This is a genomic window from Rhizobium sophorae (genome assembly GCF_013087515.1).
In the GTDB taxonomy this organism is placed as follows: domain Bacteria; phylum Pseudomonadota; class Alphaproteobacteria; order Rhizobiales; family Rhizobiaceae; genus Rhizobium; species Rhizobium sophorae.
Map to the genome: position 1 here is coordinate 19,790 of NZ_JABFCN010000057.1, position 23,036 is coordinate 42,825.

Consider the following 23,036-nt stretch of genomic DNA (forward strand, 5'->3'; position numbering starts at 1 on the left):
CTGACAGGGTTGGCCAGACAGGGTTGATTTGATGGAAGAAACCTTAGCGGTCCGCAAACTGGACCGGCTCGGCGTGGTTCTGGTGGCCGGCGGTATCGCGGCGACAGCACTGATGCCCTTCATCTACGTGAAGGCGAACCGCATTGCCGCCGGCAAGCCGATGCTGCTGATGCAGCTTCTTCCCCAGCCTTCCGTCATCATCCTGACCGTGCTTCTCCTTCTCACCGCCTTCGCCACGTTGTTCCTCACCAATTCGGTGGCCCGGCTTGTTATCGCCACGCTCTGCCTTGCGGCGCTGATCGTGGCGATCGGCCTCGTCTCGACGGCGGCAACGCCGCCCGGCAGCACGGTGGCGCGCATGACGCCCGGCGGCGGCTTCTGGGTGCTGTTTGCCGTGATCGGCCTCGTCATATCCGATGCGCTGGTGAAGATCCGGTTGGCGCCCTGGATGCGGGTCGCAGCCCTTGCAGCCTACACGGCGCTGCTCTTCATCTCGCTCTCCTCCGGCCTGCTCGACAGCCTTTCGATCATGAAGGAATTCTCAACGCGGGCCCCGCAATTCGAGACCGAAGCGATCTCGCATCTGCTCTTGGCCTTCGGCTCGCTTGCCATCGCCATTATTCTCGGCCTGCCGCTCGGCATTCTCTGCTTCTGGGTGCCGAAGCTGCGGGCCATTGTGCTGCAGGGGCTCAGCCTCATTCAGACGATCCCGAGTCTGGCGCTCTTCGGCCTGCTGATGCTGCCGCTCGGCTATCTCGCCACCCATGTGCCGCTCGCCGCCGCAATCGGCATCCGCGGCATCGGCACGGCGCCTGCCTTGATTGCGCTGGTGCTCTATTCGCTGCTGCCGATCGTCGCCAACACCGTCGTCGGCCTTCAAGGGGTCGACCCCTCGGTGCGCGATGCTGCGGCCGGCATGGGGCTGACACGCTGGCAGATCCTGACCGGCATCGACATGCCGCTCGCCTTCCCGGTCATCCTCACCGGCATCCGCATCGTGCTGGTGCAGGCGATCGGCATGGTGACGATCGCGGCGCTGATCGGCGGCGGCGGCTTCGGCATCTTCATCTTCCAGGGGCTCGGCCAGACGGCTATGGACCTCGTCCTGCTCGGCGCCGTGCCGACCGTCTTCTTTGCCTTCTCATCGGCCGTCATCCTCGATGCGGCCATCGACAGCATCCGGGGATCCGCCGCATGACCATGATCGAGATCAGGAACGTCACCAAGCGCTATGGCGCCGCCACTGTCGTCGACGACGTCTCGATGAGCGTCGAGAAGGGCGAGATCACCGTCATCGTCGGCACATCGGGCTCCGGCAAATCGACGCTGATGCGGATGATCAACCGGCTGGTGCCGATTACCGAAGGCGAGATCTTCGTCGGCGGGCAAAATGTGATGGACGTGCCGGTGACCGAGCTTCGCCGCAAGATCGGCTATGCCATCCAGGGGCACGGCCTCTTTCCGCACCGGACCGTGGCGCAGAATATCGCCACCGTCCCGCAGCTCCTCGATTGGGATTTCGCCCGTATCGCCAAACGGGTCGAGGAACTGCTCGGGCTTTTCAACCTCGATCCGGCAACATTTGCCGACAAATATCCGCATCAGCTCTCCGGCGGCCAGCAGCAGCGCGTCGGTGTCGCCCGGGCGCTGGCGGCCGAACCAGAACTGCTGTTGATGGACGAACCGTTCGGGGCGCTCGATCCCGTCATCCGCGGCAAGGCGCAGGACGATCTGTTGGCGATTCAGAAACAGTTCGGTACGACGGTTATTCTCGTCACTCATGACATGGACGAGGCCTTCCATCTCGGCAACCAGATCGCGGTGATGAGCCAGGGCAGATTGCTGCAATGCTCGACGCCGGAAAAGATCCTCACCGAACCGGCCGATCCCTTCGTGCAGCAATTGACCGGCACCTCCGACCGGGCGCTGAAGCTGATGTCGCTGTTGCCGCTGAAGGAAAGCATGGAGCCGGCAAAGAACGGTCTCGCCTATGCCCTGCCGCAGTCGCTCAGCCTGCGTGATGCGCTGGCCGAAATGATCTGGCAGGGGGTCGACGAGGCGGCCGTGCAGGACGGCGAGAAGGCGCCGGTTGGATCGATCTCGATGACCCGGCTTCTCGAACTGGGCCGCAAGGCATGAAGCTCGTCGTCGCCAATCTCTTCCGCCTGGCGGCGTTTGCCCTGCTCCTGATCCTGCTGTTCAGGACGGAGTGGCTTTCCTTCCTGCTCACGCCGCTGACCAGCAACAATGCGCCTGCCGTCTATACGCAGAACAGCCTTGCCTCGCTTGCCGCCGGCCACCTGCAGCTGGTGATCGGATCGATCGTCTGCAGCGCCGTGCTTGCCGTTGTAGGCGGCATCTTCGTGACGCGGGAAAGCGGGGCTGACTTCCTGCCGCTGTCGCGCGCCATCGCCAATGCCGGGCAGACCTTTCCGCCGGTCGCGGTGCTGGCGCTCGCGGTTCCCGCCACCGGCTTCGGCGCCATGCCGACGCTGATTGCGCTCTTTCTCTACGGCCTGTTGCCGATCTTTGAAAACACCGTCGCCGGCTTGAAGCAGGTTTCGCCGCAAGTGCTCGATGCCGCCGACGGCATGGGCATGAACGGCACGCAGCGGCTGTTTCGCGTCGAGCTGCCCCTTGCCCTGCCGCTGATCCTCGAGGGGCTGAAGGTCGCCACCGTGATCAATATCGGCACGGCGACGATCGGCTCGACGGTGGCGGCCAAGGGCCTCGGCGAGGTGATCATCGCCGGGCTGATTTCCGACAACACCGCCTTCATCCTGCAGGGCGGCCTGATCGTCGGCCTGATGGCGGTGCTGATCTATGATGCCATGGGCTTGGTCGAAGGAGCGATTACGCGAAGAATCGGCTTGCGCGCGGCGTAAGAGGACGGGTACCAAGACTGCGGCGCTGGTAGGGCAATGGGAGGCAGACTTGGCGAAGATGATCCACTCCATGATCCGCGTTCTCGATGAGGCGCGCTCCGTCGAATTCTACGAGAAGGCATTCGGCCTTTCGGTCGCCGACCGCGTCGATTTCGAAACTTTCACGCTGACTTACATGAGCAATGCCGAGACCGGCTTCGAGCTGGAACTGACCGTCAACAAGGGCCGGACCGCGCCCTACGATCAGGGCAATGCCTATGGCCATCTCGCCGTTTCTGTCGAAGAGGTGGCGGTCGAGCGGGAGCGGCTGTCGAAGCTTGGGCTCAAGCCCGGTGAACTGGTGGAGCTCAACCGCGACGGCAAGCTCTTCGGCCTGTTCTTCTTCATCAGCGATCCCGATGGCTACAAGATCGAAGTGCTGCAGCGCCACGGCCGTTTTCTCTAAGGCATCCGACGCCGAACCACCGATACGTTCCAAGCCACAGATAATCCCACAGCTTCAAGCGGCATGCATGAGGAGCCCGCCATGATCGAAAAGACTGCGCTCAATTCCGGCTGGACGCTGTCCTGTAACGATACATGCAGGCCGGGCCTGCCGGCTGGAATACCGGCGACGGTGCCGGGCTGCGTGCATCTCGACCTTCTCGCCAACCGGCTGATCCCCGATCCCTATATCGACGTCAACGAGATCACCAATGACTGGATCGGCAAGACCGACTGGACCTATCGCTGCAGCTTCGAGGCGATGCCTGGTGATGGCAGGGTGCAGGAACTGGTCTTCGACGGGCTCGATACGGTCGCAGTGATATCCCTGAACGGCGAAGAGATCGGCCGTACCTTCAACATGCACCGCACCTATCGTTTCGATGTTTCGGCACTGCTGAAGGCCGGCGCCAACGAACTCACGGTCACCTTCCGCTCCGCCTACGCCTATGGCGCGGAGATGGAGAAACATTACGGCTACCGTCCCAACAACTATCCGGGGCCGGGCAATCTGATGCGCAAGATGGCCTGCAATTTCGGCTGGGACTGGGGGCCGACGCTGGTAACAGTGGGCCTCTGGAAGCCGGTCCGGCTGGAAAGCTGGCACCGGGCGCGGCTTGCCGAAACCAGGGTGTCGGCAACACTTGCCGGCGGCGACGGGCTGGCGAAGGTGCATGCCCGATCAGCACGGCATGGCGACAAGACGCCGTTGAGGCTCGTCGCCGCAATCGGCGGCGTGACCAAGACGGTGGCGGTTGGGCCCGACGAAGACGAGGTTTCCTTCGAGCTACGCCTGCCCTCGCCGCAGCTCTGGTGGCCGCACCATCTCGGCGCGCAGCCGCTCTACCCGATGACGCTGAAGTTGGTCGACGAAACCGGCGACGATGTACTTGACGCTCTCGAGCGAGAACTGGGTTTCCGCTCGCTGCGGCTCGACACCTCGGCCGACGAACATGGCTCGGCCTTCACCTTCGTCATCAACGATGTGCCGCTCTTCATCTGCGGGGCAAACTGGATACCGGATGATTGTTTTCCGCCGCGGGTTACGGCTGAGCGTTATACCGCGCGGATCGAGGAGGCAAAGGCCGCCAATATTCATATGCTGCGCGTCTGGGGCGGCGGCATCGTCGAGGCCGAAGAGTTCTATGAGGCCTGCGACCGCGCCGGCATGCTGGTCTGGCAGGATTTCCTCTTTGCCTGCGCCGCCTATCCGGAGGAAGAACCGCTCAGAAGCGAGGTCGAGGCGGAGGTGCGCGACAATGTCGTGCGGCTGATGGCGCATGCCTCGCTGGTGCTTTGGAACGGCAATAACGAGAACATCTGGGGCTTCGACGAATGGGGCTGGCGGCCGATCATCAAGGCGGGCGAAAGCTGGGGCCTCGGTTATTATCTCGGCCTGCTGCCGAAACTCTGCGCCGAACTTGATCCGGACCGGCCCTATTATCCCGGCAGTCCCTATTCCGGCTCGATGGAGATCGAACCCAATGCCGACGCACATGGCTGCAAACATATCTGGGACGTGTGGAACGATGTCGGCTACGAGGTCTACCGCAATTACATTCCGCGCTTCTGCTCCGAATTCGGCTGGCAGGCGCCGGCGGCCTGGGCGACCATCGAAGAAAGTGTGCACGACCAGCCGCTGACGCCGCAATCGAACGGCGTCTTCCACCATCAGAAGGCAACTGAGGGCAATGACAAGCTGATCCGCGGCCTCTCTGGCCATCTGCCGGAGCCACGGACAATGGACGACTGGCACTTCGCCACCCAGCTCAACCAGGCGCGCGCCATCCGCTTCGGCGTGGAGCACATGCGCTCGCATCGGGATATCTGCAAGGGCGCAGTGGTCTGGCAGTTCAACGATTGCTGGCCGGTGACCTCGTGGGCAGCGCTTGATTCAGCCGGGCGCCGCAAGCCGCTCTGGTATGCGCTGAAGGCGGCCTATGATCCGCGCCTGCTGACGATCCAGCCGCGCGGCGGCGGACTTGCGGCGATCGCCGTCAATGAACGGACACTGTTCTGGCGGGCGAAGATCAGCGGCAAACGCATGAAGCTCGACGGCACCGTGCTTGCCGAATTCGAATTCTGGCGCCTGCTCTGCGACCGTTTCGAGGCAAAGGAATTTCCCCTGCCCGAGGATATCGTCACCCCCGACTTACCGAAGGACGAGATCGTTGTCGTGCAGATGCTCGACAGGCGGGCTTTTCATTATTTCGTCGAGGATATCGAACTCGGCTTGTCAGTGCCGCGGCTGGCTATCGATGTTGCCAGTATCGAGGGCGGGTATGCCGTGAAGGTGACGGCGCAAAATTTCCTCAAGGATCTTTGCCTGATGGCGGACCGGCTGGATCCAGATGCCGTCGTCGACACGATGCTGGTGACGCTGCTGCCAGGCGAGAGCCATGTGTTTGTGGTCAAGACGGCAAAGGCGATCGGGGCAGACGACATTGGCGTCGGCACCGTATTGCGCTCGGCCAACGATCTCGTCGCCAAACACTAAAAAGGCCCCGCATCACGCGGAGCCCTTCCAGTTCAGCCTATCGGACGACGTTACATCCAGTAGGGCGGCACGCCGTAGTAATCATAGACCCGGCGACCATTATCGTTGTACCAGGTGTCGTCATCGTCCGAATAGCTCGGGGCGCCTTCGATCTGCTCCTTGGTCAGGTCGATGCGATAGCCATCCAGCTGGGTGTCGTAGTTCAGCTTTTCCCAGGGAAGCGGATAGTGATCGTGACCGATGCCCAGGAAGCCGCCGAAGCTCAGCACGGCATAGGCAACGCGGCCGTCGCGCTTTCCGATGATCAGGCGTTCGATCGAGCCGATATGCCTGCCATCCGCACCATACACGCGGGTGCCTTCGACACGGTCGCTGGCGATCAGCGAATGCGTGTCCTTGACATTCGGGTCACGGCGGGTGGCGTCGGTATCCTGGTTCAACATTGTGCACCTCCTTTGTTGCTTCTGATGATGAGTGTGCAAGATCAACGTCATGGCGGACTCAAAGTTCCCCATCCTTCCAACGATCGTGCAGCGCCCGAATGTTGACGTTTACGTCAAGGTTAGTATAGCTTCATTCGGCTTGAACCGTTCAAGCAATGGCATAAGCTGCCGGACTGGAAGATGGAGGATCCTTCTAGTCGATTGCCGGCTCGGCGCCGGCGGCGGCAGCAAGGGAGAGAGGACAAAGATGAACAGCATTTCCGTCCATCCGAACGGAGCCAAGCCCGACAAACCCTGGCTTGCCGCCTATCCCGATATCGTTCCGGCAGAGATTCCGCCGCTGGAATATGCTTCGCTTACCGAACTGCTCGAAAAATCCTGCGCCCGTTACGCCGACCGGACCGCCTTTTCCAGCATGGGCAAGGCGATGCGCTACCGCGAGCTGGAGAGCCAGACGCGCAAACTCGCAGCCTGGCTGCAAAGCACCGGCCTTCAGAAGGGCGACCGCGTCGCCGTGATGATGCCGAACGTGCTGCAGAATCCGATCGCGACCTACGCCATTCTGCGCGCCGGCCTGGTGGTGGTGAATGTCAACCCGCTCTATACGCCGCGCGAGCTCGAACACCAGTTGCGGGATTCCGGCGCCAAGGCGATCTTCGTGCTGGAGAATTTTGCCCGCACGGTGGAGCAGGTCCTCAACAAGACCGATTTGCGCCATGTCGTCGTCACCTCGCTCGGGGAAATGCTGGGGCCGAAGGGGCTGATCGTCAATTTCGTCGTGCGCAAGGTGAAGAAGCTCGTTCCCTCCTGGTCGATCCCTCAGTGCAAGAGCTTCGGTCAGGTGCTGCGCGAAGGTGCGGGAAAAGAGCTCCGGCCGGTCACCCTAACAGGCGGCGATATCGCCTTCCTGCAATATACCGGCGGCACGACGGGCGTCGCCAAGGGAGCGGTGCTGACGCATGAAAACCTGCTCGCCAACAAGCTGCAGCTATCCCTCTGGCTGCGATCGGCCTTCGAGCGCAAGAAAGAGCCGGAGGTGCTGAATTTCCTCTGCGCCCTGCCGCTCTACCACATCTTCGCGCTGACGGTGAATTCGCTGATGGGCATGTCGCTTGGCGCCCACAATATCCTGATCGCCAATCCGCGTGACATTCCCGGTCTCGTCAAGGAATTCGAAAAATCGAAGGTGCATATCTTCCCCGGCCTCAACACGCTGTTCAATGCGCTGATGAACAATGCCGATTTCGCCAAGCTCGATTTCTCCTCGCTGATCATGTCGCTCGGCGGCGGCATGGCCGTCCAGCGCCCGGTCGCCGAACGCTGGCTGAAGATGACGGGCACGGCGGTGACAGAAGGCTACGGCCTTTCCGAGACATCGCCTGTTGCCACTGCCAACCGCTTCGATTCGCCCGAGTTCACCGGCACGATCGGCCTGCCGCTTCCCTCCACCGACCTCGATATCCGCGACGACGAGGGCAATTCGCTGCCGCTCGGCCAAGTCGGTGAAATCTGCATCCGCGGGCCGCAGGTGATGGCCGGCTACTGGCAGAAGCCGGAAGAGACGGCGCGGGTGATGACCGACGACGGCTACCTCCGCTCGGGCGACATGGGCTTCATGGACGAACGCGGCTATACCAAGATCGTCGACCGCAAGAAGGACATGATCCTGGTCTCGGGCTTCAACGTCTATCCGAACGAGATCGAGGAAGTCGCCGCCATGCATGCCGGCATCCTCGAGGCCGCGGCCATCGGCGTCCCGGACGGACATTCGGGCGAGGCGGTAAAACTCTTCGTGGTCAGGAAGGATCCGAACCTGACGGAAGCGGAGGTAAAAGCCCACTGCATCGCCAACCTCACCAATTACAAACGCCCGCGCTTCATCGAATTCCGCACCGAGCTGCCGAAGTCGCCGGTCGGCAAGATCCTGCGCAAGGACCTGCGTGGCTGAAATTGACAGTGTGATGAAATTAGAGCCATCCGCTCGCCGCGGGTGGCTTTTTTCTATTTCGGCAGGTGGCTGAACTTGATTTGCGGGTGAGAAAGCGAATAGTTTCCGCAACCTTTCCGCCTCCAAAGGAGCCTCCCATGAACGCCATCGTCGAACAGCTGAAAAGCACCGCGGCCGCCACCAAGGCAACCGACATCCGTGCCGCCTTCGCCGCCGATCAGCAGCGCTTTTCGCGCTTTTCCGTCGAGCTTGACGACCTGCTGATGGATTTTTCCAAGACGGCGGTGAATGACGACATCCTCAAACTGCTGGTGAAGCTTGCCGAAGAAGGCGGCGTCGAAAAGAAGCGCGAGGAGATGTTCTCCGGCAAGGCGATCAACTTCACCGAGGATCGCGCCGTTCTGCACACCGCGCTGCGCAACCGCTCCAACACGCCGGTTCTGGTCGACGGCAAGGATGTCATGCCCGACGTCAATGCGGTGCTTGCCGGCATGGGCAAATTTGCCGACGACGTCCGCTCCGGCACCTTGAAGGGCGCCACCGGCAAGGCGATCACCGATGTCGTCAATATCGGCATCGGCGGCTCGGATCTCGGGCCGGTGATGGCGACGCTGGCGCTGGCGCCCTTCCATGACGGCCCGCGCGCGCATTTCGTCTCCAATATCGACGGCGCCCATATCGCCGATATCCTGAAGCTGGTGCAGCCGGAAACGACACTGTTCATCGTCGCCTCGAAGACCTTCACCACCGTGGAGACGATGACCAATGCGCAGACGGCGCGCAATTTCATCGCCAAGGCGCTCGGCGAAGCGGCCGTGCAGCACCACTTCGCCGCCGTGTCGACGGCGCTCGACAAGGTCGCCGCCTTCGGCATCGACAGCGCCCGCGTCTTCGGCTTCTGGGACTGGGTCGGCGGTCGTTACTCGATTTGGTCGGCGATCGGCCTGCCGCTGATGATCGCCGTCGGGCCTGACAATTTCGGCAAGTTCCTCGACGGCGCCCATGCCATCGACAATCATTTCCGTAAGACGCCGATTACCGAGAACCTGCCGATGCTGCTCGGCCTGATCGGCTTCTACCACCGCAATGTGCTCGGCTACCCCACCCGCGCCATCCTGCCCTATGACCAGCGCCTGTCGCGCTTCCCGGCCTATCTACAACAGCTCGACATGGAATCGAACGGCAAGGGCGTCACCATCGACGGCACGCCGGTCGAAGGCAATTCCGGCCCTGTCGTCTGGGGCGAGCCCGGCACCAACGGCCAGCATGCCTTCTATCAGCTGATCCATCAGGGCACGAGCATCATCCCGGCCGAGTTCATGATCGCTGCCAACGCCTTCGAGCCGGAACTGCGCCACCAGCACCAGCTGCTGATCTCCAATGTTCTCGCCCAGTCGGAAGCACTGATGAAGGGCCGCACCTTTGCAGAAGCCAAGAAGCAGCTGACCGACAAGGGCATGGACGACAAGAAGGCCGATTTCATCGCGCCGCACCGCGTCTTTACCGGCAACCGGCCGTCGATCACATTTGTCTACGACAAGCTGACGCCCTATGCGCTCGGCCGTCTGATCGCGCTCTACGAACACCGCGTCTTTGTCGAAGGCGTCCTCTTCCGGATCAACTCCTTCGACCAGTGGGGCGTCGAGCTCGGCAAGGAACTGGCGACGGGCCTGCTACCGGTCGTCGAAGGCAAGGAAAGTGCAGCATCGCACGACTCCTCGACGCAGGGCCTGGTTGCGGCGCTGGCGAAGCTTGCGAAGTAGGCACTTGGGCATGATGCCGAAAAGTGTGAGCGGTTTCGGACCAAATCGTGCTTAGCTCTGGAACGTAAAACAGGATTCAGATTTTGGGCGGACCCCGCCTAAAATCATCCTGTTCTTGAGGATTAGGGCGCCGCCTTACCCCCCAACCCGTACGGATGTGCAACCATCCGTGCCCGTCCTGCGACGCCCCATCCGCGGCCGCAAATGGTGAACTGATCAGGCGCCCCAGTGCATCCGCACGATTGGCTTCGTCATGCGGAGTCGGATTGAACGTTCTTCTAGTCAAAAATTGTAGAATGAATTCTTTCAATTCGGGGGAAACCCCCTAGATTCAAGCAAAATCTGTGCAGAAAATGCTCCGTTCGTTGTTCCGCTTGGGCCGCTCGCGGCGGGCCGGCTGTGGCGATGTCGGCGCCTTTACTGCATGGTCCCCGCCAAGTTCAGGAGATGTCTCAAGACGCTCGTCACGCAGCGTTTTCATGTCCCATCTTCTTTAAAGGAAGCTCATGAGCCGTCTTATCGTCGTTTCCAATCGTGTTCCCATGCCCGCCAAAGATGGGAGCGCCGCTGCCGGCGGTCTGGCCGTTGCGCTGCAGGCAGCCCTGCAGGAGCGTGGCGGCATCTGGATGGGATGGTCGGGAGACTCGAGCGGGGACAGGGAACCTGGCCCGCTGTCGCAACTGCAGAAGGGCAACATCACCTATGCGCTGACCGATCTCACCGACACCGACGTCGAGGAATATTATCGCGGCTTTGCAAACCGTGTTCTCTGGCCCATCTGCCATTATCGACTGGACCTCGCCGAATATGGCCGGAAGGAAATGGCCGGCTATTTCCGCGTCAACCGCTTCTTAGCTCACCGGCTGGCGCCGATGATCGAGGCGGACGACACCATCTGGGTTCATGATTACCACCTCATACCGCTGGCGGCTGAACTGCGCCAGATGGGGCTGAAGAACCGGATCGGCTTCTTCCTGCACATTCCATGGCCGCCGGCCGACATTCTGGTCACGATGCCCGTTCATGAAGAAATCATGCGTGGCCTCTCGCATTATGATCTCGTCGGCTTCCAGACCGATTACGACCTCCAGAATTTTGCCGGTTATCTCAGGAGGGAGGGAATTGGCGACGACCTTGGAAATGGATTGTTTGATTCCCATGGGCGGATATTCAAGGCCGGTGCCTATCCGATCGGGATCGAAACCGCGGGCTTCGCCGAGTTCGCCGAGAGGGCCGCAAACAATATCATGGTACAGAAGACCCGGCGCAGCATTGAAGGCCGGGACATGATCATCGGGGTCGACCGCCTCGATTATTCAAAGGGCATCATTCAGCGGCTGGAAGCGTTCGAACGCTTCCTCACCAGCAATCCTGGCTACCAGAACAAGGTCACCTATCTGCAGGTCACGCCGAAGTCGCGATCGGAAGTTCCCGAATACGAACATATGCAGAAGATGGTCGCCGAACAGGCAGGCCGTGTGAACGGTGCCATCGGAACGGTCGACTGGGTGCCGATCCGCTATGTCAACCGATCGATCAGCCGCAACGTGCTTGCCGGCCTCTACCGGCTGGCGACGATCGGGCTGGTCACGCCGTTGCGCGACGGCATGAACCTCGTCGCCAAGGAATATGTCGCCGCTCAGGATCCCGATCGCCCGGGCGTATTGTTGCTATCGCGCTTCGCCGGCGCGGCCAGAGAGTTGAAGGGCGCGCTGCTGGTCAATCCTTACGATGTCGAAGGCACTGCCAATGCCCTCGCCAGGGGTCTTGCCATGTCGCTGGAGGAGCGCCGCGACCGCTGGAGCATGATGATGGAGCATCTGCTAACCCACGACGTCTCACTTTGGTGCGAGAACTTTTTGCGGGACCTGGTGCTTCCTCCCGAGCTTCGACCGGAGCGTGACTCCCGGATAGCCTCCTGATCGATCGGCATCGACCCGTCCTCGCGCATCCGACCCTTCGGGCCGACCCGTCCTTCGGATCCCCCGAGGGGAGAAGAGAGAATCGAGAGGTCGGGGCTTAAGCCTTAAAGTCCGATCTCGCGCGCCCAGGGCGGATTGGCGCCGGCGCGGGAGACGGTGACGGCGGCGGCTTTGGCGCCGAGGGTCAGGGCGTTGCGCAGCGCCTGCTCATCCAGCGAAGCGACTTGGCGTTTGGTCAGCAGATTATCCATCTTCAGCGACGCCAGGATGCCGGCATCGAAGGTATCGCCGGCGCCGACCGTGTCGACGACGGTGACCCGCTCACTCGGCACCGTTACCTTGCGATCCCTTGTATAACCGGAAGCGCCTTCCGCGCCCTTGGTGATGACGACGAGCTTGGCGCCGTGGTCCAGCCAGTGGGCGGCGAGCGCATCATGGTCGCCCTGCAGGCCGAACCAGTCGAGATCCTCGTCGGAGAATTTGACGATGTCGGATTTCGCAGCCATCCGCTTGATGCGGGCCATATGCGACGGCTTGTCCTTGATGAAACCGGGACGGATATTCGGATCGAGCGAGATGACGCGGCTTGCCGCTTCGCGGTCGAGCAGGGCTTCGTAAGTTTCACCGCAGGGGCTCGGGATCAGGCTGATCGCGCCGAAATGTAAGGCTTCGCAATCGTCGCCGAGAACAGGCAGGTCGGCGGTGGTGATCATCCGGCCCGCCGTGCCCTCGTCATAGAAGGCATAGGTCGCCTGGCCGTTCACCAGTTTGACGAAGGCGATGGTCGAGGGACGCGAGGTGATGGCGCAGGGGCTGTAATCGACGTTGCTCGCCTTCAGCGTTTCGAGCAGGATTTCGCCCATCATGTCATCGGCAATGCCGGTGAAGAAGGCGGTGGGGATGCCGAGGCGGCCGAGCGCGATGGCGGTGTTGAAGATCGCGCCGCCGGCATAGGGCGCAAAGCCCTTTTCACCGAGGGTCGTGTCCCTTGGCAGCATGTCGATCAAGGCTTCGCCGCAGCACAAAATCATCGTATTCCTCCCAACAGCACTGATACGTTCATCAACCGATTAAGCGAGCTTTTGTCAACCGGCTAGAGCGAAAGCTCACTAACGCCACCATTTCTTCCCGACCAGGCCAGCGGCGCATCGAGGAAGGCCTCGACCTCCGACAGCGTCTTGTCGTCGAAGAGTTTCTGCTCCTTGGCAACGGCCAGAACATTCCGCCAGGTGGCGATGTGATGCAGCCTGACCTTGCCGTCGCCAAAGCGCTGTTCGCCGAAAATGCCGTAGAAGAACAGCGCAATGCCGTGATCGACGATACCGCCGGCGGCACGGATGGCATCGATGAACTTGAACATGCTGCCGCCTGCCGTCGTCAGGTCTTCGATGACCAGCACCCGCGACCCTTCCGGCATGTTGCCTTCGATCTGGGCATTGCGGCCATGGCCCTTCGGCTGCTTGCGAACATAGATCATCGGCAGGCCGAGACGATCGGCCAGCAGGGCGGCGAAGGGAATGCCGGCGGTCTCGCCGCCGGCGATGCAATCGAACTGCTCGAAACCGGCGTCGCGCAGCAGGGTGCTGGCGGCAAAATCCATCACCGTCGAGCGGATGCGCGGGAAGGAGAGCAGCTTGCGGCAATCGATATAAACCGGGCTCGCCATGCCGGAGGAAAGTTTATAGGGCTGATCGGCATTGAAATGGACCGCCTTGATTTCCCAGAGCATCTTGGCCAGCAATTCGGCCATCACGGCACGGTCGGGAAATGTGGTCTGGATCATGCGGCTCTCCTTCGGCTTGGATCCCTGCGGGAATAGCAGCAAGAGCCCGCCGTTTCCAGACGAAAGGCGGGCTATTGCTGCAGCAGGCGGCCGATATCAACGATCTGCATCTTCTTGAACAGGGCGACTGCCTGAGCGCCCTCCTCCGCATCCAGCGAAACGGCATAACGCACGCCGGCGGCAAGCAGCTGCATCGTCAGTCGGGCGATCGCGAGCAGCTCCTTCCGGTCGCGATCTGGCCATAGGCGGATAAGCACCGCGAGAAATGCCTGGGCATGGAATTCCATGTCCTCGGCATCGACCTGTTGCAGCAGCTTGTCGGTATGGGTCGCATGCCAGATGTCGCGCATGACAGGCTCGCGGCGGAAGAAGGCGTAATATTCGTCGACGATATTGGCGAGCGCGCCCTGCAGGGCTGCAGCGTCGGTCACCTTCGCCAGTTCCTCCTCGACGCATCGCCTGCCCTCTTCGTTGAAGCGCTCGGCCAATGTGCGGATGATTGAGGTCTTGTCGGGGAAATATTGGTAGAGGGCGCCGAAGGAGAGACCAGCCTTTTCGACGATCTCGCTCATCTTCAAGCCGTCGCTGCCATGGCTTTCGATCAGCTCGGCGGCCACAGTGAGGATCTTTTCGAAGCGCTCGCGGCCGCGCTGCTGGCTGGGAATGCGGCGCAGCTGGCCGGTAGACGCCTGCTGGCGTCTGCGCGTTGCGACCGGCTGTTCCGACATGCTCTCTCCTTTTCCACGTTGACAAACAAAATAAGAGAGATTATCTCTTTTTGCAAATGAGAGAGTTTCTCTTGTTTGCAATGTTTGGGAGGAGTTTTGACATGCAAACTTCCGAAATCGTTCTCGTCGGTGGATCGGGAAAGACCGGCGGCCGCATCATCAAGCGCCTGGAAGAGCGCGGGCACAGCGTTCGCGCCGCATCGCGCTCCAGCGCCCGTCCCTTCGACTGGGAGGACAGGTCGACCTGGCGCGGCGCGCTTGACGGCGCATCGAGCGCCTATGTCGCCTTCCAGCCGGATCGAAGCGCTCGCCAAGGTCGCCAGGGAATGCGGCCTTGAGCATATCGTGCTGCTCTCCGGCCGGGGCGAAGAGGGCGCGCAGCGCAGCGAGGCGGCACTCAAGGCCTCCGGCATAAACACCACCATCCTGCGCGCCTCCTGGTTCTGCCAGAATTTCAGCGAGGGCGCCTTTGTCGAGCAGATCCTGGGCGGCCGCCTGCAATTGCCGGCGGGCGAGATCAGCGAACCTTTCATCGATGCCGACGACATTGCCGATGCCGCCGTCGCCGCCTTGACCGATCCGCACCACCGCAACAAGACTTACGAACTGACCGGCCCGCGAGCGCTGACATTCCGCCAGGCGGTCGCCGAGATCGCCGCGGCCACTGGCAGGCCGATCGAATATGAGCAGGTGTCGATGGCGGATTTCACCGGCGGGCTTGCGGATGCCGGCCTGCCGCAGGACCTGATCGATCTTCTGAAGGAACTCTTCGGCCAGGTGCTCGATGGGCGCAACTCCGGCACCATGGGCGGTGTGGCCGAAATTCTCGGCCGTCCCGCCACCGATTTCAGCGAATATGCCCGCCGGACCGCGGCAACCGGACTATGGAGTTGACCATGCAGATCATTCTCATCATCTCCCTCGTCGCCGCGGCGATCGGCAGCGGCCTCGTCGCCGGCATCTTCTTCGCCTTCTCGGCCTTCATCATGGCCGCCTTCTCGCGCATTCCGGCGGAACAAGGCATCGCGGCGATGAACTCGATCAACGTGACGATCGTCCGCTCGCCCTTCATGGGCCTCTTCGTGCCGACGGCGATCCTCTGCCTCGTAGTCGCCGCGCTCGCCCTGATCAACTGGCGCGGCGGGGCATCCGCACTGATGCTGGCGGGTGCAGCCCTCTATGTCTTCGCCTCCTTCGTCTCGACCATCATCTTCAACGTGCCGATGAACGATGCGCTGGCAAAGGTCGGCGGCAACGGGACGGAAGCGGTTCAGCTCTGGACCACCTATGTCAGGGACTGGACCTGGTGGAACCATGTGAGAACGATCGCGTCGCTGCTTGCCTCGGTGGCCTTCGTGCGGGCGTTGATGATCGTTTGAGAAGCAAGCGGGAGAGTTGGCCGCTCCAGCTTATTTGCCAGCATCCCGGCTTCGGAAAGAGCGCCAGGCTGAGATCACAGCGAGCAACAAGAACAGCCCTGCCAAACCAGCCCACAGAGAGCCGCCTTGCGTTAGATTGTCACCGTCGGGAGTGAGGCAACTGGATAGGGCCTGCGATATGCAATCTCGGAACTTCCAGTACCTTTCATAGAATAACCATCCGAAGACAATCGACAGAAGCGCTAAAATCAGCACCGAAACATATTTCATCTGGTTCCCCATCCTACCGACCAGGACTCATTTCCATTGAAACAACATCGATTGTGTGACTGTAGGTTCCAAGGACGGAGATGCAAGCGCCGACATCCAAGGAGCGCCATCCTTGTAGTTTGTCGTTGGTGTATAAAGTGGTTCCGCGACCACTTAGACGTAACCAAAATGGCTTTTACTGCCCTGATCGTGCCCCCTTGAAGCCGCCAGCCGAAATGTGTCACAGAGTGATTGACAGGTTGCGATGTAAAGAGCGGTACGTTGTCCATGGGGTCGAAGGAGAGTGTCAAGTGGCCGCTCGGTAAACTGGGCCGGATCCTTCTGACCATGTTACTCTTGCCGGCTGTACTTGCCATTTTCGTCCAGATACCCGGCTTTAACTTTCTGCCGTCAAACGAGTGGATCTCCAAGGCGGCCCTTCCTGCTCTCGCCGTCGGCGTGGTCTCTGCGGCATTGCCGTTTTGGCTCATTTTGAAGAGCAGGCGCGAGATCGACGGCGTGAGGAGAGGTTTCGGCCTGCTAATCGCTCCGATCGCCGGTTATTTCTGCGGAAAGCACCTCGTCATCATCGCGGTGCCGATGCTATTCGCCTTTATCGCTGGCCATCGGGTGGAGCTTTCTTTCACCGTCGTCGACGCCCATGAATGGGGTAGCAAAAAATGCCGGTCACCGGTTCAGGTCGAAGGGGTTCCGATGCTATTCGACGAAATTTGCCGTGTCCCTGAGAACATCAGGCGGGAACTTGGACCGGGACAGCGGATCGCCGTTTCGGGGCGAGGCACCAGTCGGGGTGTCTTTGTGGAAAGTCTGCGCCGGGTAGATTGAAGAAACGCCGCGCCTCGAAGGCTTTCCGGATGAGTTCGGCGGGGCATGATCTCCGTCGGCACCAGCGCAAACTCTTCGCCGCCGAGCCGGGCCGCGGTATCGCCGGGGCGGCAACGTGCCGTCAGTTCATCGGCGAAGACCTGGAGCACGCGGTCGCCGGCGGCCTGGCGATAGCGGTCGTTGACCGATTTGTCACCTATAAGCCAAGCTGCGCTGACAACTACGTCTGCTGGCAAAAGGCGATACGGTTGCTGAAGGGGTCGATGACGGTCATCTCCAGCCCCCACGGTGCTTCCTCGACGCCGGGCTTCATGTAGCGGTAGTCCTTGCCTGAGAGTTCGGCGTGATAGGCCCGCACATTGGCGACGCGGGCGAAGGCCTTGGCGCCGGGGCTGGCGTCGCCGGAATGTTCGCTGAGATGCAGCGCCATGCCGTCGCGCGAGACCTGACAATAGAGCGGGAAGTTTTCGCCGAAACGGTGCTCCCAATCGAGATGGAAGCCGAGGAAGCCGCAATAGAACTCCATGGCCTTTTCGACCGAGAAGATGCGGAAAATCGGCATCGGCGGCTCGATGCCGATGGCGGAGGGGTTAGCCCCTGCCGCATCGATCTTTGCCGAGAGGATATTCCATTGATCGAGCCCGAACTGGCGGGCGACGATTTCGAGGGTCTCGCTGTGGGTCAGCGAAATGTCGCGGTCGGCGAGAGCCTGCCGCAATGTTTTTGCCATGAGCTTGGCATCGCGAAAATCGCGCATGATGTCATCCTTCCGTTGGCGGCAAACAGGAAGATCAGTGCCCGCGTCTGCTGACCCGTTCGCCATCGATCGCCAAACGGCAAGGGATGTGAAGGATGGTATCTGGATGCATTCACCATAACGCCAAAGTGTCAAACGTCGGGCGTCGCGGGGCGGCTGGCCGCATCCGGCCGAGGGCGATATTATGAGAGGGCCGCTCAGGAATCAAGACGCGGTGCGCGATGCCTCGAGCGGAACCGCCTGCAGGTGGCTGGCAAGTTCGACCCGGTTGCGGCCGGCCCGCTTGGCGACGTAGAGCGCCTTGTCGGCGGCACTCAGCATGGCGTCGAAATCTAGGCTCTTCGAGCGACCGGGCGCGACGCCGACGCTGACCGTACATTTCAGCACTTCGTTGTCGATCTGGATCTCGCGCGCCTCGAACGCCCGGCGGATGCGCTCGGCCGCGAGTTCAGCCCGGCCGGGCATGATCTCCTTCAGCACCAGCGCGAATTCCTCGCCGCCGAGCCGGGCGGCGATGTCGCCGGTGCGGCAATGGGCGGCGAGCTCGCCGGCGAAGGCCTTGATCACGCTGTCGCCGGCGGCATGGCCGAAGCGGTCGTTGACGGATTTGAAATGGTCGATATCGAAGACGATGACGGCGGTGGTGTTGCCCATCGGGCGCGTGCCGTACTCGTCGAACAGGGCGCGGCGGTTGAGCAGGCCGGTCAGCGGATCGGTGATTGCCTCGAGGCGATGGCGGGCGGCGAGCCGCCATTGATGCAGCGCCAGCGACAGCGCGCCGATCCCGGTCATGCCGGCGATGCAGACGGCCAGACTCAGATCTTCGGCCCAGTTGCTGGGGGCCTTGCCGAGCACCAGCTTGCCGTCTGATATCAGCACGGCGGCGCAAAGCACGAAGGAGATCGCCGTCAACGTATAAAGCGCTGTGATGCCGAGGAGCGGCGCCGGTGCTTCGGCACGGGCAAGCCAATATTGCCGGGCGGTGGCAAAGAGCAAAAGGGCGATGGCGAGATTGTCGACGATGAAAGCCAGACCGTCATACCCCGATAACATCGGCACCACGGAAAAGACCATCGCCGCGAGCGCACGGATCGCGATGGCTCGGATGGACAGGTGACCAGTGAGGAACTGTCTGCCCGCACCCCATATGGTGGCAAAACCGGCATGAAACAGCACGAAGTTGCCGACGCCGAACCACTTCTCAGGTGTCGTCACATAGGCGCTGTAGACAAAAATGCCGCTGACGACGAGGACCAGGCCGACGGTGGCGGTGAGCAGCACGGTTTCCGCCCGGCGGACAAGCCAGCTGCCCATCAGCGTCACGGCAAGGCAGGCCGCGGAAACGGCGAGCGCCAGCAAGAGGGAGTTATAGTCAAGCATCATGCTTCTCAGCCTCCGCGACTGCAGCCGCGCCGGATGATGTCGGCAGCTCATGGGGTCGGTGCTGAGGAATGTCTTATGCATCCGTTAACAAATGATGCACCGCACAATACAAATGTTACGCGTTTAACGTTAGGCCGGGATTTAGGATAAAAAATCCATTTAAAATTGAATTCTGCGAGCTTACGCCTGCTGGATCACCTGCCAGTGCAGGGGAAACATCGGATCGAACACCGTCACCGGGCCTGCGCCGGTTTCTATCTTGGCGGGAAAGATGATCGGGTCGGCCTGCCGTGACAGGGTGATGCGATCTTCGTTCGGCTGAAGCCCGTACCAAGCCGGTCCGTTCAACGACACGAAGGCTTCGAGCCGCTCCAGGGCGCTCTCCTGTTCGAAGACATGGGCGAGGCAGCTCATCGTATTGACCGAGGTATAGATGCCGGCGCAGCCGCAGGCGCATTCCTTCAGCGGGTCGATATGCGGGGCCGAATCCGTGCCGAGGAAGAAGCGCGGATCGCCGCTGGTGGCGGCGGCGCGCAAGGCCAGCCGATGGTTTTCGCGCTTGGCGACGGGCAGGCAGTAATAATGCGGGCGGATGCCGCCGACGAGGATGGCGTTGCGGTTGATGATCAGATGGTGGGTGGTGATCGAGCCGGCAAGATTGCCCTTGGCCGCCTTGATGTAATCGACGCCATCTGATGTCGTCACATGCTCCATCGTCACCTTCAGCTCCGGCAGGCGCTGCCGCAGCGGATCGAGCACGGTCTCGATGAAGACAGCCTCGCGGTCGAAGATATCGACCTCCGGCGTCGTCACCTCGCCATGGACGCAGAGCGGCAGGCCGATCTTTGCCATGCGCTCCAGCACCGGCATCGCCTTTTCCATGTCGCGGACGCCGCCATGCGAATTGGTTGTGGCGCCGGCGGGATAAAGCTTGACGGCGGTGATGAGGCCACTGTTCTTCCCCTCCTCCACGTCATCGGGGCTTGTATGCTCGGTCAGATAAAGCGTCATCAGCGGCTGGAAACGATGACCCTCCGGCAAGGCCTTGAGGATACGCTCGCGATAGGCCTTGGCGTCAGCAGTGGTGACGACCGGCGGCACGAGATTGGGCATGATGATGGCGCGGGCGAAGGTGCGGCTCGTATCGGCGATCACGCCTTCCAGCATGGCGCCATCGCGCAGATGCAGATGCCAGTCATCAGGACGGCGGATGGTGATCGATTGCATGGCAGACCTCCGAAGCGATGCGTCTGCGGCCTCGATAGCACTAAAGCGCGGCGCATTGAAATCGATTCATGCGACGCGCTTTAGCTCTTTGTTTCATGCATGTCGTCATCCCGGAAGCGCTGCACACTTCCGGGCGACATGCATTGGCTTTTACATGAAAACAATCGCCGCGGCATCACGCCAGCGCGATCTCCAGCGTCACATCGGCCGGGCGGCGGTTTTCGAGGATCAGCCGGCCGTTCGGCAGGTCGTTGCCGTAGACCTTGGCGTTGGCGGCCTCTTCGGTCAGGTTGTAACCGCGCCAGCGATCCCAAAGGCGCTCTTCCAGCACCTCGATTGGTGGGGCGAGCATGATCGTGTAGTCGAAGATGCCGTCGAGTTCAGCCCATTTGCCCTGCGTGAAGAGCAGATAATTGCCTTCGATGATAATGAAACGATCCTCGGGAGAGATCGGCCGGGCAGAGGCAATCGCAAGCTCGCGCGAGCGGTCGAAGACGGGGACGAGAACTTCCTGATCTGCGGGGCGAACCGCGCGGACGATATCCAGGAAGCCACGCACATCGAAGGTTTCCGGAATGCCCTTGCGGGCCAGCAGGCCGCGTTCGATGAGAATGGCATTGTCCATGTGGAAACCATCCATGGGCAGCACCGCGACACTCTCGCCTTTCGCCTTCAGGGCGTTGGCCAGATTGTCGGCCATGGTCGATTTGCCGGCACCCGGCGGCCCGGCGATGGCGACGAGGAAACGCCTGGAGTTGCCGGCGCGGTTCAGAACCTCGCCGGCAATTTCGTCTACGCTCGCCGTCATGCCGCGACGGGCTCCGTCGGCACAGCCTTGGCGCCGGTCATGAAGGCGACGGCGTCGGACATGGTGTATTCCTTCGGATCGATCACCGTCAGCCGCCGGCCGAGACGGTGGATATGGATCCGGTCGGCCACTTCGAAGACATGCGGCATGTTGTGGGAGATCAGCACGATCGGCAGGCCTCGGGCGCGCACGTCGAGGATCAGTTCCAGCACGCGGCGGCTTTCCTTGACGCCGAGCGCTGCCGTCGGTTCGTCCATGATGATGACCTTCGAGCCGAAGGCTGCGGCACGGGCGACCGCGACACCCTGGCGCTGACCGCCGGAGAGCGTTTCCACTGCCTGGTTGATGTTCTGGATGGTCATCAGGCCGAGTTCGGTGAGCTTGTTGCGCGCCAGCTTTTCCATCGCCGGCCGGTCGAGCATTCGAAACATCGAACCGAGCACGCCGGGTTTGCGGATCTCGCGGCCGAGGAACATGTTGTCGGCGATCGACAGCGCCGGCGAAAGAGCGAGATTCTGATAGACGGTCTCGATGCCGGCCTCGCGCGCTTCCATCGGCGAGCGGAACTGCACCTGCCGGCCTTCCAGCGTGATCACCCCCTCGTCCGGGGTGACGGCGCCCGATATCGCCTTGATGAGCGAGGATTTGCCGGCGCCGTTATCGCCGATGACGGCGAGGATTTCACCCGGATAGAGGTCGAAATCGGCATTGTCGAGCGCGGTCACGCGTCCATAACGCTTGACGAGACCGCGGGCGGTGAGAAGGGGTTCGCGAGCCATGATTACACCGAAACCTTTCTGATCCACTGATCGATGGCGACAGCGGCGATGATCAGCACGCCTGTCAAAAGGACTTTCCATTGCGGGTCTGCGCCGAGCATGTTGAGGCCCATCGAGACGACGCCGACGATCATGGCACCGAAGAGCGTGCCGAGAATGGAGCCGCGGCCGCCGAACAGCGAGATGCCGCCGATCACGGTCGCAGTGATCGCCTGGAGGTTAAAATCGGTGACGGCCGAGGACGGCGAGATCGAGCCATTGCGGCCGATCGAGACCCAGGCGGCCAATCCGGCAATGACGCCTGAAATGGCGTAAACGGTCAGCAGCACCTTCTTGGTCTGAATACCCGAGAGCTTGGCCGCCTCCGGATCGTCGCCGACCGCATAGACATGCCGGCCCCAGGCGGTGTGATTGAGGACATACCAGAGCACCAGGACGAGCAGCACCATGGCGATGACGCCGAGGGTCAGCACGGCGCTGCCGAGCTTGAAGCTCACGGCGAAAAGATGCAGCAGCGGCGCCTTTTCGTCGACGTCGGTGTCGCGGATCGTCTCATTGGCGGAATAGATGAAATTCGTCGCCATGACGATATTCCAGGTGCCGAGCGTGACGATGAAGGGCGGCAGCTTCATGTAGGCGACGAGGAAGCCGTTCAGCAATCCGCAAAGGCCGCCGACGACAAGCCCGGCGACCACTGCAATCGGCGTCGGTATGCCATAAGTGATGGCGACATTGCCCATGATAACCGCCGAAATCACCATGATGACGCCGATCGAAAGATCGATGCCGGCGGTCAGGATGACCAGCGTCTGGGCGGCGCCGAGAATACCGACGATGGCGATCTGCTGCAGGATCAGCGTCAGCGTATAGGACGAGAAGAACCGTCCGCCGATCGTCATCCCGAAAATGATGATCGCCAGCACCAGCACGATCAGCGGCACGGCGGCCGGCGTCGAGTGGAGAAAATGCTGCGCGCGCTTGATCAGCGAGACATTCTCGGGCTCGAAGGAGGCAACGCTCTTGTCGCTGCCGTCGAGGACACGTTCGAATTCCTGTGTTCCGGTCATGGTTCCTCCTCCGCATCCGCGCGCCGAACTCGCGCGGGGGCCGTCACCGATATCCATCCGGTCTTTGATTAGCCGGTTCGTGAGGCGAC

20 protein-coding genes and 2 pseudogenes are annotated in these 23,036 nt (G+C 61.5%); 11 read left to right on the plus strand and 11 right to left on the minus strand.

Annotated features, from left to right (window positions below; all coding sequences use genetic code 11):
- The first annotated feature begins 31 nt into the window (after positions 1-31).
- From G9X64_RS30460 to G9X64_RS30480, 5 genes are all read left to right on the plus strand, one after another.
- Positions 32-1,198, plus strand: coding sequence for an ABC transporter permease (locus tag G9X64_RS30460; RefSeq protein ID WP_171378042.1), 1,167 nt, complete (start codon positions 32-34; stop codon positions 1,196-1,198).
- Complete coding sequence (locus G9X64_RS30465; RefSeq protein ID WP_171378043.1) at positions 1,195-2,139, plus strand: ABC transporter ATP-binding protein; 945 nt, start codon at positions 1,195-1,197, stop codon at positions 2,137-2,139. The genes G9X64_RS30460 and G9X64_RS30465 overlap by 4 nt, the downstream gene beginning before the upstream one ends.
- Positions 2,136-2,885 (plus strand): ABC transporter permease, encoded by a 750-nt coding sequence (locus G9X64_RS30470; RefSeq protein WP_171378044.1) that lies wholly within the window; start codon positions 2,136-2,138, stop codon positions 2,883-2,885. The genes G9X64_RS30465 and G9X64_RS30470 overlap by 4 nt, the downstream gene beginning before the upstream one ends.
- A gap of 49 nt (positions 2,886-2,934) precedes the next feature.
- The gene (locus tag G9X64_RS30475) at positions 2,935-3,330 is read left to right on the plus strand and encodes a VOC family protein (RefSeq protein WP_168307861.1); all 396 of its coding nucleotides are present in this window, start codon (positions 2,935-2,937) and stop codon (positions 3,328-3,330) included.
- 81 nt (positions 3,331-3,411) lie between these two features.
- Positions 3,412-5,865: a glycoside hydrolase family 2 protein gene (locus G9X64_RS30480; RefSeq protein ID WP_171378045.1), complete on the plus strand. Its 2,454-nt coding sequence runs from the start codon at positions 3,412-3,414 to the stop codon at positions 5,863-5,865.
- Positions 5,866-5,915: 50 nt separating this feature from the next.
- On the opposite strand, the gene G9X64_RS30485 is transcribed toward G9X64_RS30480, so the two are convergent.
- The gene (locus tag G9X64_RS30485) at positions 5,916-6,308 is read right to left on the minus strand and encodes a PRC-barrel domain-containing protein (RefSeq protein ID WP_003545104.1); all 393 of its coding nucleotides are present in this window, start codon (positions 6,306-6,308) and stop codon (positions 5,916-5,918) included.
- A gap of 247 nt (positions 6,309-6,555) precedes the next feature.
- Here G9X64_RS30485 and G9X64_RS30490 point away from each other — a divergent pair, with 247 nt between their 5' ends.
- From G9X64_RS30490 to otsA, 3 genes are all read left to right on the plus strand, one after another.
- Complete coding sequence (locus G9X64_RS30490; RefSeq protein WP_168307863.1) at positions 6,556-8,256, plus strand: long-chain fatty acid--CoA ligase; 1,701 nt, start codon at positions 6,556-6,558, stop codon at positions 8,254-8,256.
- Positions 8,257-8,393: 137 nt separating this feature from the next.
- Complete coding sequence (pgi, locus tag G9X64_RS30495) at positions 8,394-10,019, plus strand: glucose-6-phosphate isomerase (protein ID WP_168307864.1); 1,626 nt, start codon at positions 8,394-8,396, stop codon at positions 10,017-10,019.
- A gap of 506 nt (positions 10,020-10,525) precedes the next feature.
- Entirely contained in the window at positions 10,526-11,941 is a 1,416-nt protein-coding gene (gene otsA, locus G9X64_RS30500) for an alpha,alpha-trehalose-phosphate synthase (UDP-forming) (protein WP_168307865.1), read from the plus strand.
- A 104-nt stretch (positions 11,942-12,045) separates the two neighbouring features.
- Here otsA and G9X64_RS30505 read toward each other — a convergent pair whose 3' ends face one another.
- The 3 genes from G9X64_RS30505 to G9X64_RS30515 form a co-directional block, all read right to left on the minus strand.
- Positions 12,046-12,972, minus strand: a complete 927-nt coding sequence (locus G9X64_RS30505) for a carbohydrate kinase family protein (RefSeq protein WP_168307866.1) — start codon at positions 12,970-12,972, stop codon at positions 12,046-12,048.
- A 62-nt stretch (positions 12,973-13,034) separates the two neighbouring features.
- Entirely contained in the window at positions 13,035-13,724 is a 690-nt protein-coding gene (locus tag G9X64_RS30510; RefSeq protein WP_168307867.1) for an orotate phosphoribosyltransferase, read from the minus strand.
- 71 nt (positions 13,725-13,795) lie between these two features.
- A complete protein-coding gene (locus G9X64_RS30515) occupies positions 13,796-14,452 on the minus strand; it encodes a TetR/AcrR family transcriptional regulator (protein ID WP_168307868.1) in 657 nt (218 codons plus the stop codon).
- A gap of 101 nt (positions 14,453-14,553) precedes the next feature.
- Here G9X64_RS30515 and G9X64_RS30520 point away from each other — a divergent pair.
- The 3 genes and pseudogenes from G9X64_RS30520 (at position 14,554) to G9X64_RS30530 (ending at position 16,926) form a co-directional block, all read left to right on the plus strand.
- Positions 14,554-15,346 (plus strand): annotated as a pseudogene (locus tag G9X64_RS30520) (NmrA family NAD(P)-binding protein).
- A gap of 2 nt (positions 15,347-15,348) precedes the next feature.
- Positions 15,349-15,831, plus strand: coding sequence for an anthrone oxygenase family protein (locus G9X64_RS30525; protein ID WP_246271082.1), 483 nt, complete (start codon positions 15,349-15,351; stop codon positions 15,829-15,831).
- Between the two features lie 537 nt (positions 15,832-16,368).
- Entirely contained in the window at positions 16,369-16,926 is a 558-nt protein-coding gene (locus G9X64_RS30530; RefSeq protein ID WP_168308103.1) for a hypothetical protein, read from the plus strand.
- 35 nt (positions 16,927-16,961) lie between these two features.
- On the opposite strand, the pseudogene G9X64_RS30535 reads toward G9X64_RS30530, so the two are convergent.
- The 7 genes and pseudogenes from G9X64_RS30535 to G9X64_RS30565 all read right to left on the minus strand — a co-directional run.
- A pseudogene (locus G9X64_RS30535) lies at positions 16,962-17,117 on the minus strand (diguanylate cyclase domain-containing protein); the annotation flags it as partial.
- A gap of 29 nt (positions 17,118-17,146) precedes the next feature.
- A complete protein-coding gene (locus tag G9X64_RS30540; RefSeq protein WP_168307871.1) occupies positions 17,147-17,683 on the minus strand; it encodes a glyoxalase superfamily protein in 537 nt (178 codons plus the stop codon).
- Between the two features lie 204 nt (positions 17,684-17,887).
- The gene (locus tag G9X64_RS30545) at positions 17,888-19,066 is read right to left on the minus strand and encodes a GGDEF domain-containing protein (protein WP_168307872.1); all 1,179 of its coding nucleotides are present in this window, start codon (positions 19,064-19,066) and stop codon (positions 17,888-17,890) included.
- A 180-nt stretch (positions 19,067-19,246) separates the two neighbouring features.
- Positions 19,247-20,293, minus strand: a complete 1,047-nt coding sequence (pyrC, locus tag G9X64_RS30550) for a dihydroorotase (RefSeq protein WP_168307873.1) — start codon at positions 20,291-20,293, stop codon at positions 19,247-19,249.
- 175 nt (positions 20,294-20,468) lie between these two features.
- Positions 20,469-21,101, minus strand: a complete 633-nt coding sequence (locus G9X64_RS30555; protein ID WP_168307874.1) for a nucleoside triphosphate hydrolase — start codon at positions 21,099-21,101, stop codon at positions 20,469-20,471.
- Positions 21,098-21,880: an ATP-binding cassette domain-containing protein gene (locus tag G9X64_RS30560; protein WP_131619478.1), complete on the minus strand. Its 783-nt coding sequence runs from the start codon at positions 21,878-21,880 to the stop codon at positions 21,098-21,100. The genes G9X64_RS30555 and G9X64_RS30560 overlap by 4 nt, the downstream gene beginning before the upstream one ends.
- 2 nt (positions 21,881-21,882) lie before the next feature.
- Positions 21,883-22,947, minus strand: coding sequence for an ABC transporter permease (locus tag G9X64_RS30565; protein WP_168307875.1), 1,065 nt, complete (start codon positions 22,945-22,947; stop codon positions 21,883-21,885).
- Between the last annotated feature and the right edge of the window lie 89 nt (positions 22,948-23,036).

Coding starts and splice junctions, on each gene's coding strand:
- G9X64_RS30460 (WP_171378042.1), top strand. CDS start 32: ATGGAAGAAACCTTAGCGGTCCGCAAACTGGACCGGCTCGGCGTGGTT.
- G9X64_RS30465 (WP_171378043.1), top strand. CDS start 1,195: ATGACCATGATCGAGATCAGGAACGTCACCAAGCGCTATGGCGCCGCC.
- G9X64_RS30470 (WP_171378044.1), top strand. CDS start 2,136: ATGAAGCTCGTCGTCGCCAATCTCTTCCGCCTGGCGGCGTTTGCCCTG.
- G9X64_RS30480 (WP_171378045.1), top strand. CDS start 3,412: ATGATCGAAAAGACTGCGCTCAATTCCGGCTGGACGCTGTCCTGTAAC.
- G9X64_RS30485 (WP_003545104.1), bottom strand. CDS start 6,308: ATGTTGAACCAGGATACCGACGCCACCCGCCGTGACCCGAATGTCAAG.
- G9X64_RS30490 (WP_168307863.1), top strand. CDS start 6,556: ATGAACAGCATTTCCGTCCATCCGAACGGAGCCAAGCCCGACAAACCC.
- pgi (WP_168307864.1), top strand. CDS start 8,394: ATGAACGCCATCGTCGAACAGCTGAAAAGCACCGCGGCCGCCACCAAG.
- otsA (WP_168307865.1), top strand. CDS start 10,526: ATGAGCCGTCTTATCGTCGTTTCCAATCGTGTTCCCATGCCCGCCAAA.
- G9X64_RS30505 (WP_168307866.1), bottom strand. CDS start 12,972: ATGATTTTGTGCTGCGGCGAAGCCTTGATCGACATGCTGCCAAGGGAC.
- G9X64_RS30510 (WP_168307867.1), bottom strand. CDS start 13,724: ATGATCCAGACCACATTTCCCGACCGTGCCGTGATGGCCGAATTGCTG.
- G9X64_RS30515 (WP_168307868.1), bottom strand. CDS start 14,452: ATGTCGGAACAGCCGGTCGCAACGCGCAGACGCCAGCAGGCGTCTACC.
- G9X64_RS30525 (WP_246271082.1), top strand. CDS start 15,349: ATGCAGATCATTCTCATCATCTCCCTCGTCGCCGCGGCGATCGGCAGC.
- G9X64_RS30530 (WP_168308103.1), top strand. CDS start 16,369: ATGGGGTCGAAGGAGAGTGTCAAGTGGCCGCTCGGTAAACTGGGCCGG.
- G9X64_RS30540 (WP_168307871.1), bottom strand. CDS start 17,683: ATGCGCGATTTTCGCGATGCCAAGCTCATGGCAAAAACATTGCGGCAG.
- G9X64_RS30545 (WP_168307872.1), bottom strand. CDS start 19,066: ATGATGCTTGACTATAACTCCCTCTTGCTGGCGCTCGCCGTTTCCGCG.
- pyrC (WP_168307873.1), bottom strand. CDS start 20,293: ATGCAATCGATCACCATCCGCCGTCCTGATGACTGGCATCTGCATCTG.
- G9X64_RS30555 (WP_168307874.1), bottom strand. CDS start 21,101: ATGACGGCGAGCGTAGACGAAATTGCCGGCGAGGTTCTGAACCGCGCC.
- G9X64_RS30560 (WP_131619478.1), bottom strand. CDS start 21,880: ATGGCTCGCGAACCCCTTCTCACCGCCCGCGGTCTCGTCAAGCGTTAT.
- G9X64_RS30565 (WP_168307875.1), bottom strand. CDS start 22,947: ATGACCGGAACACAGGAATTCGAACGTGTCCTCGACGGCAGCGACAAG.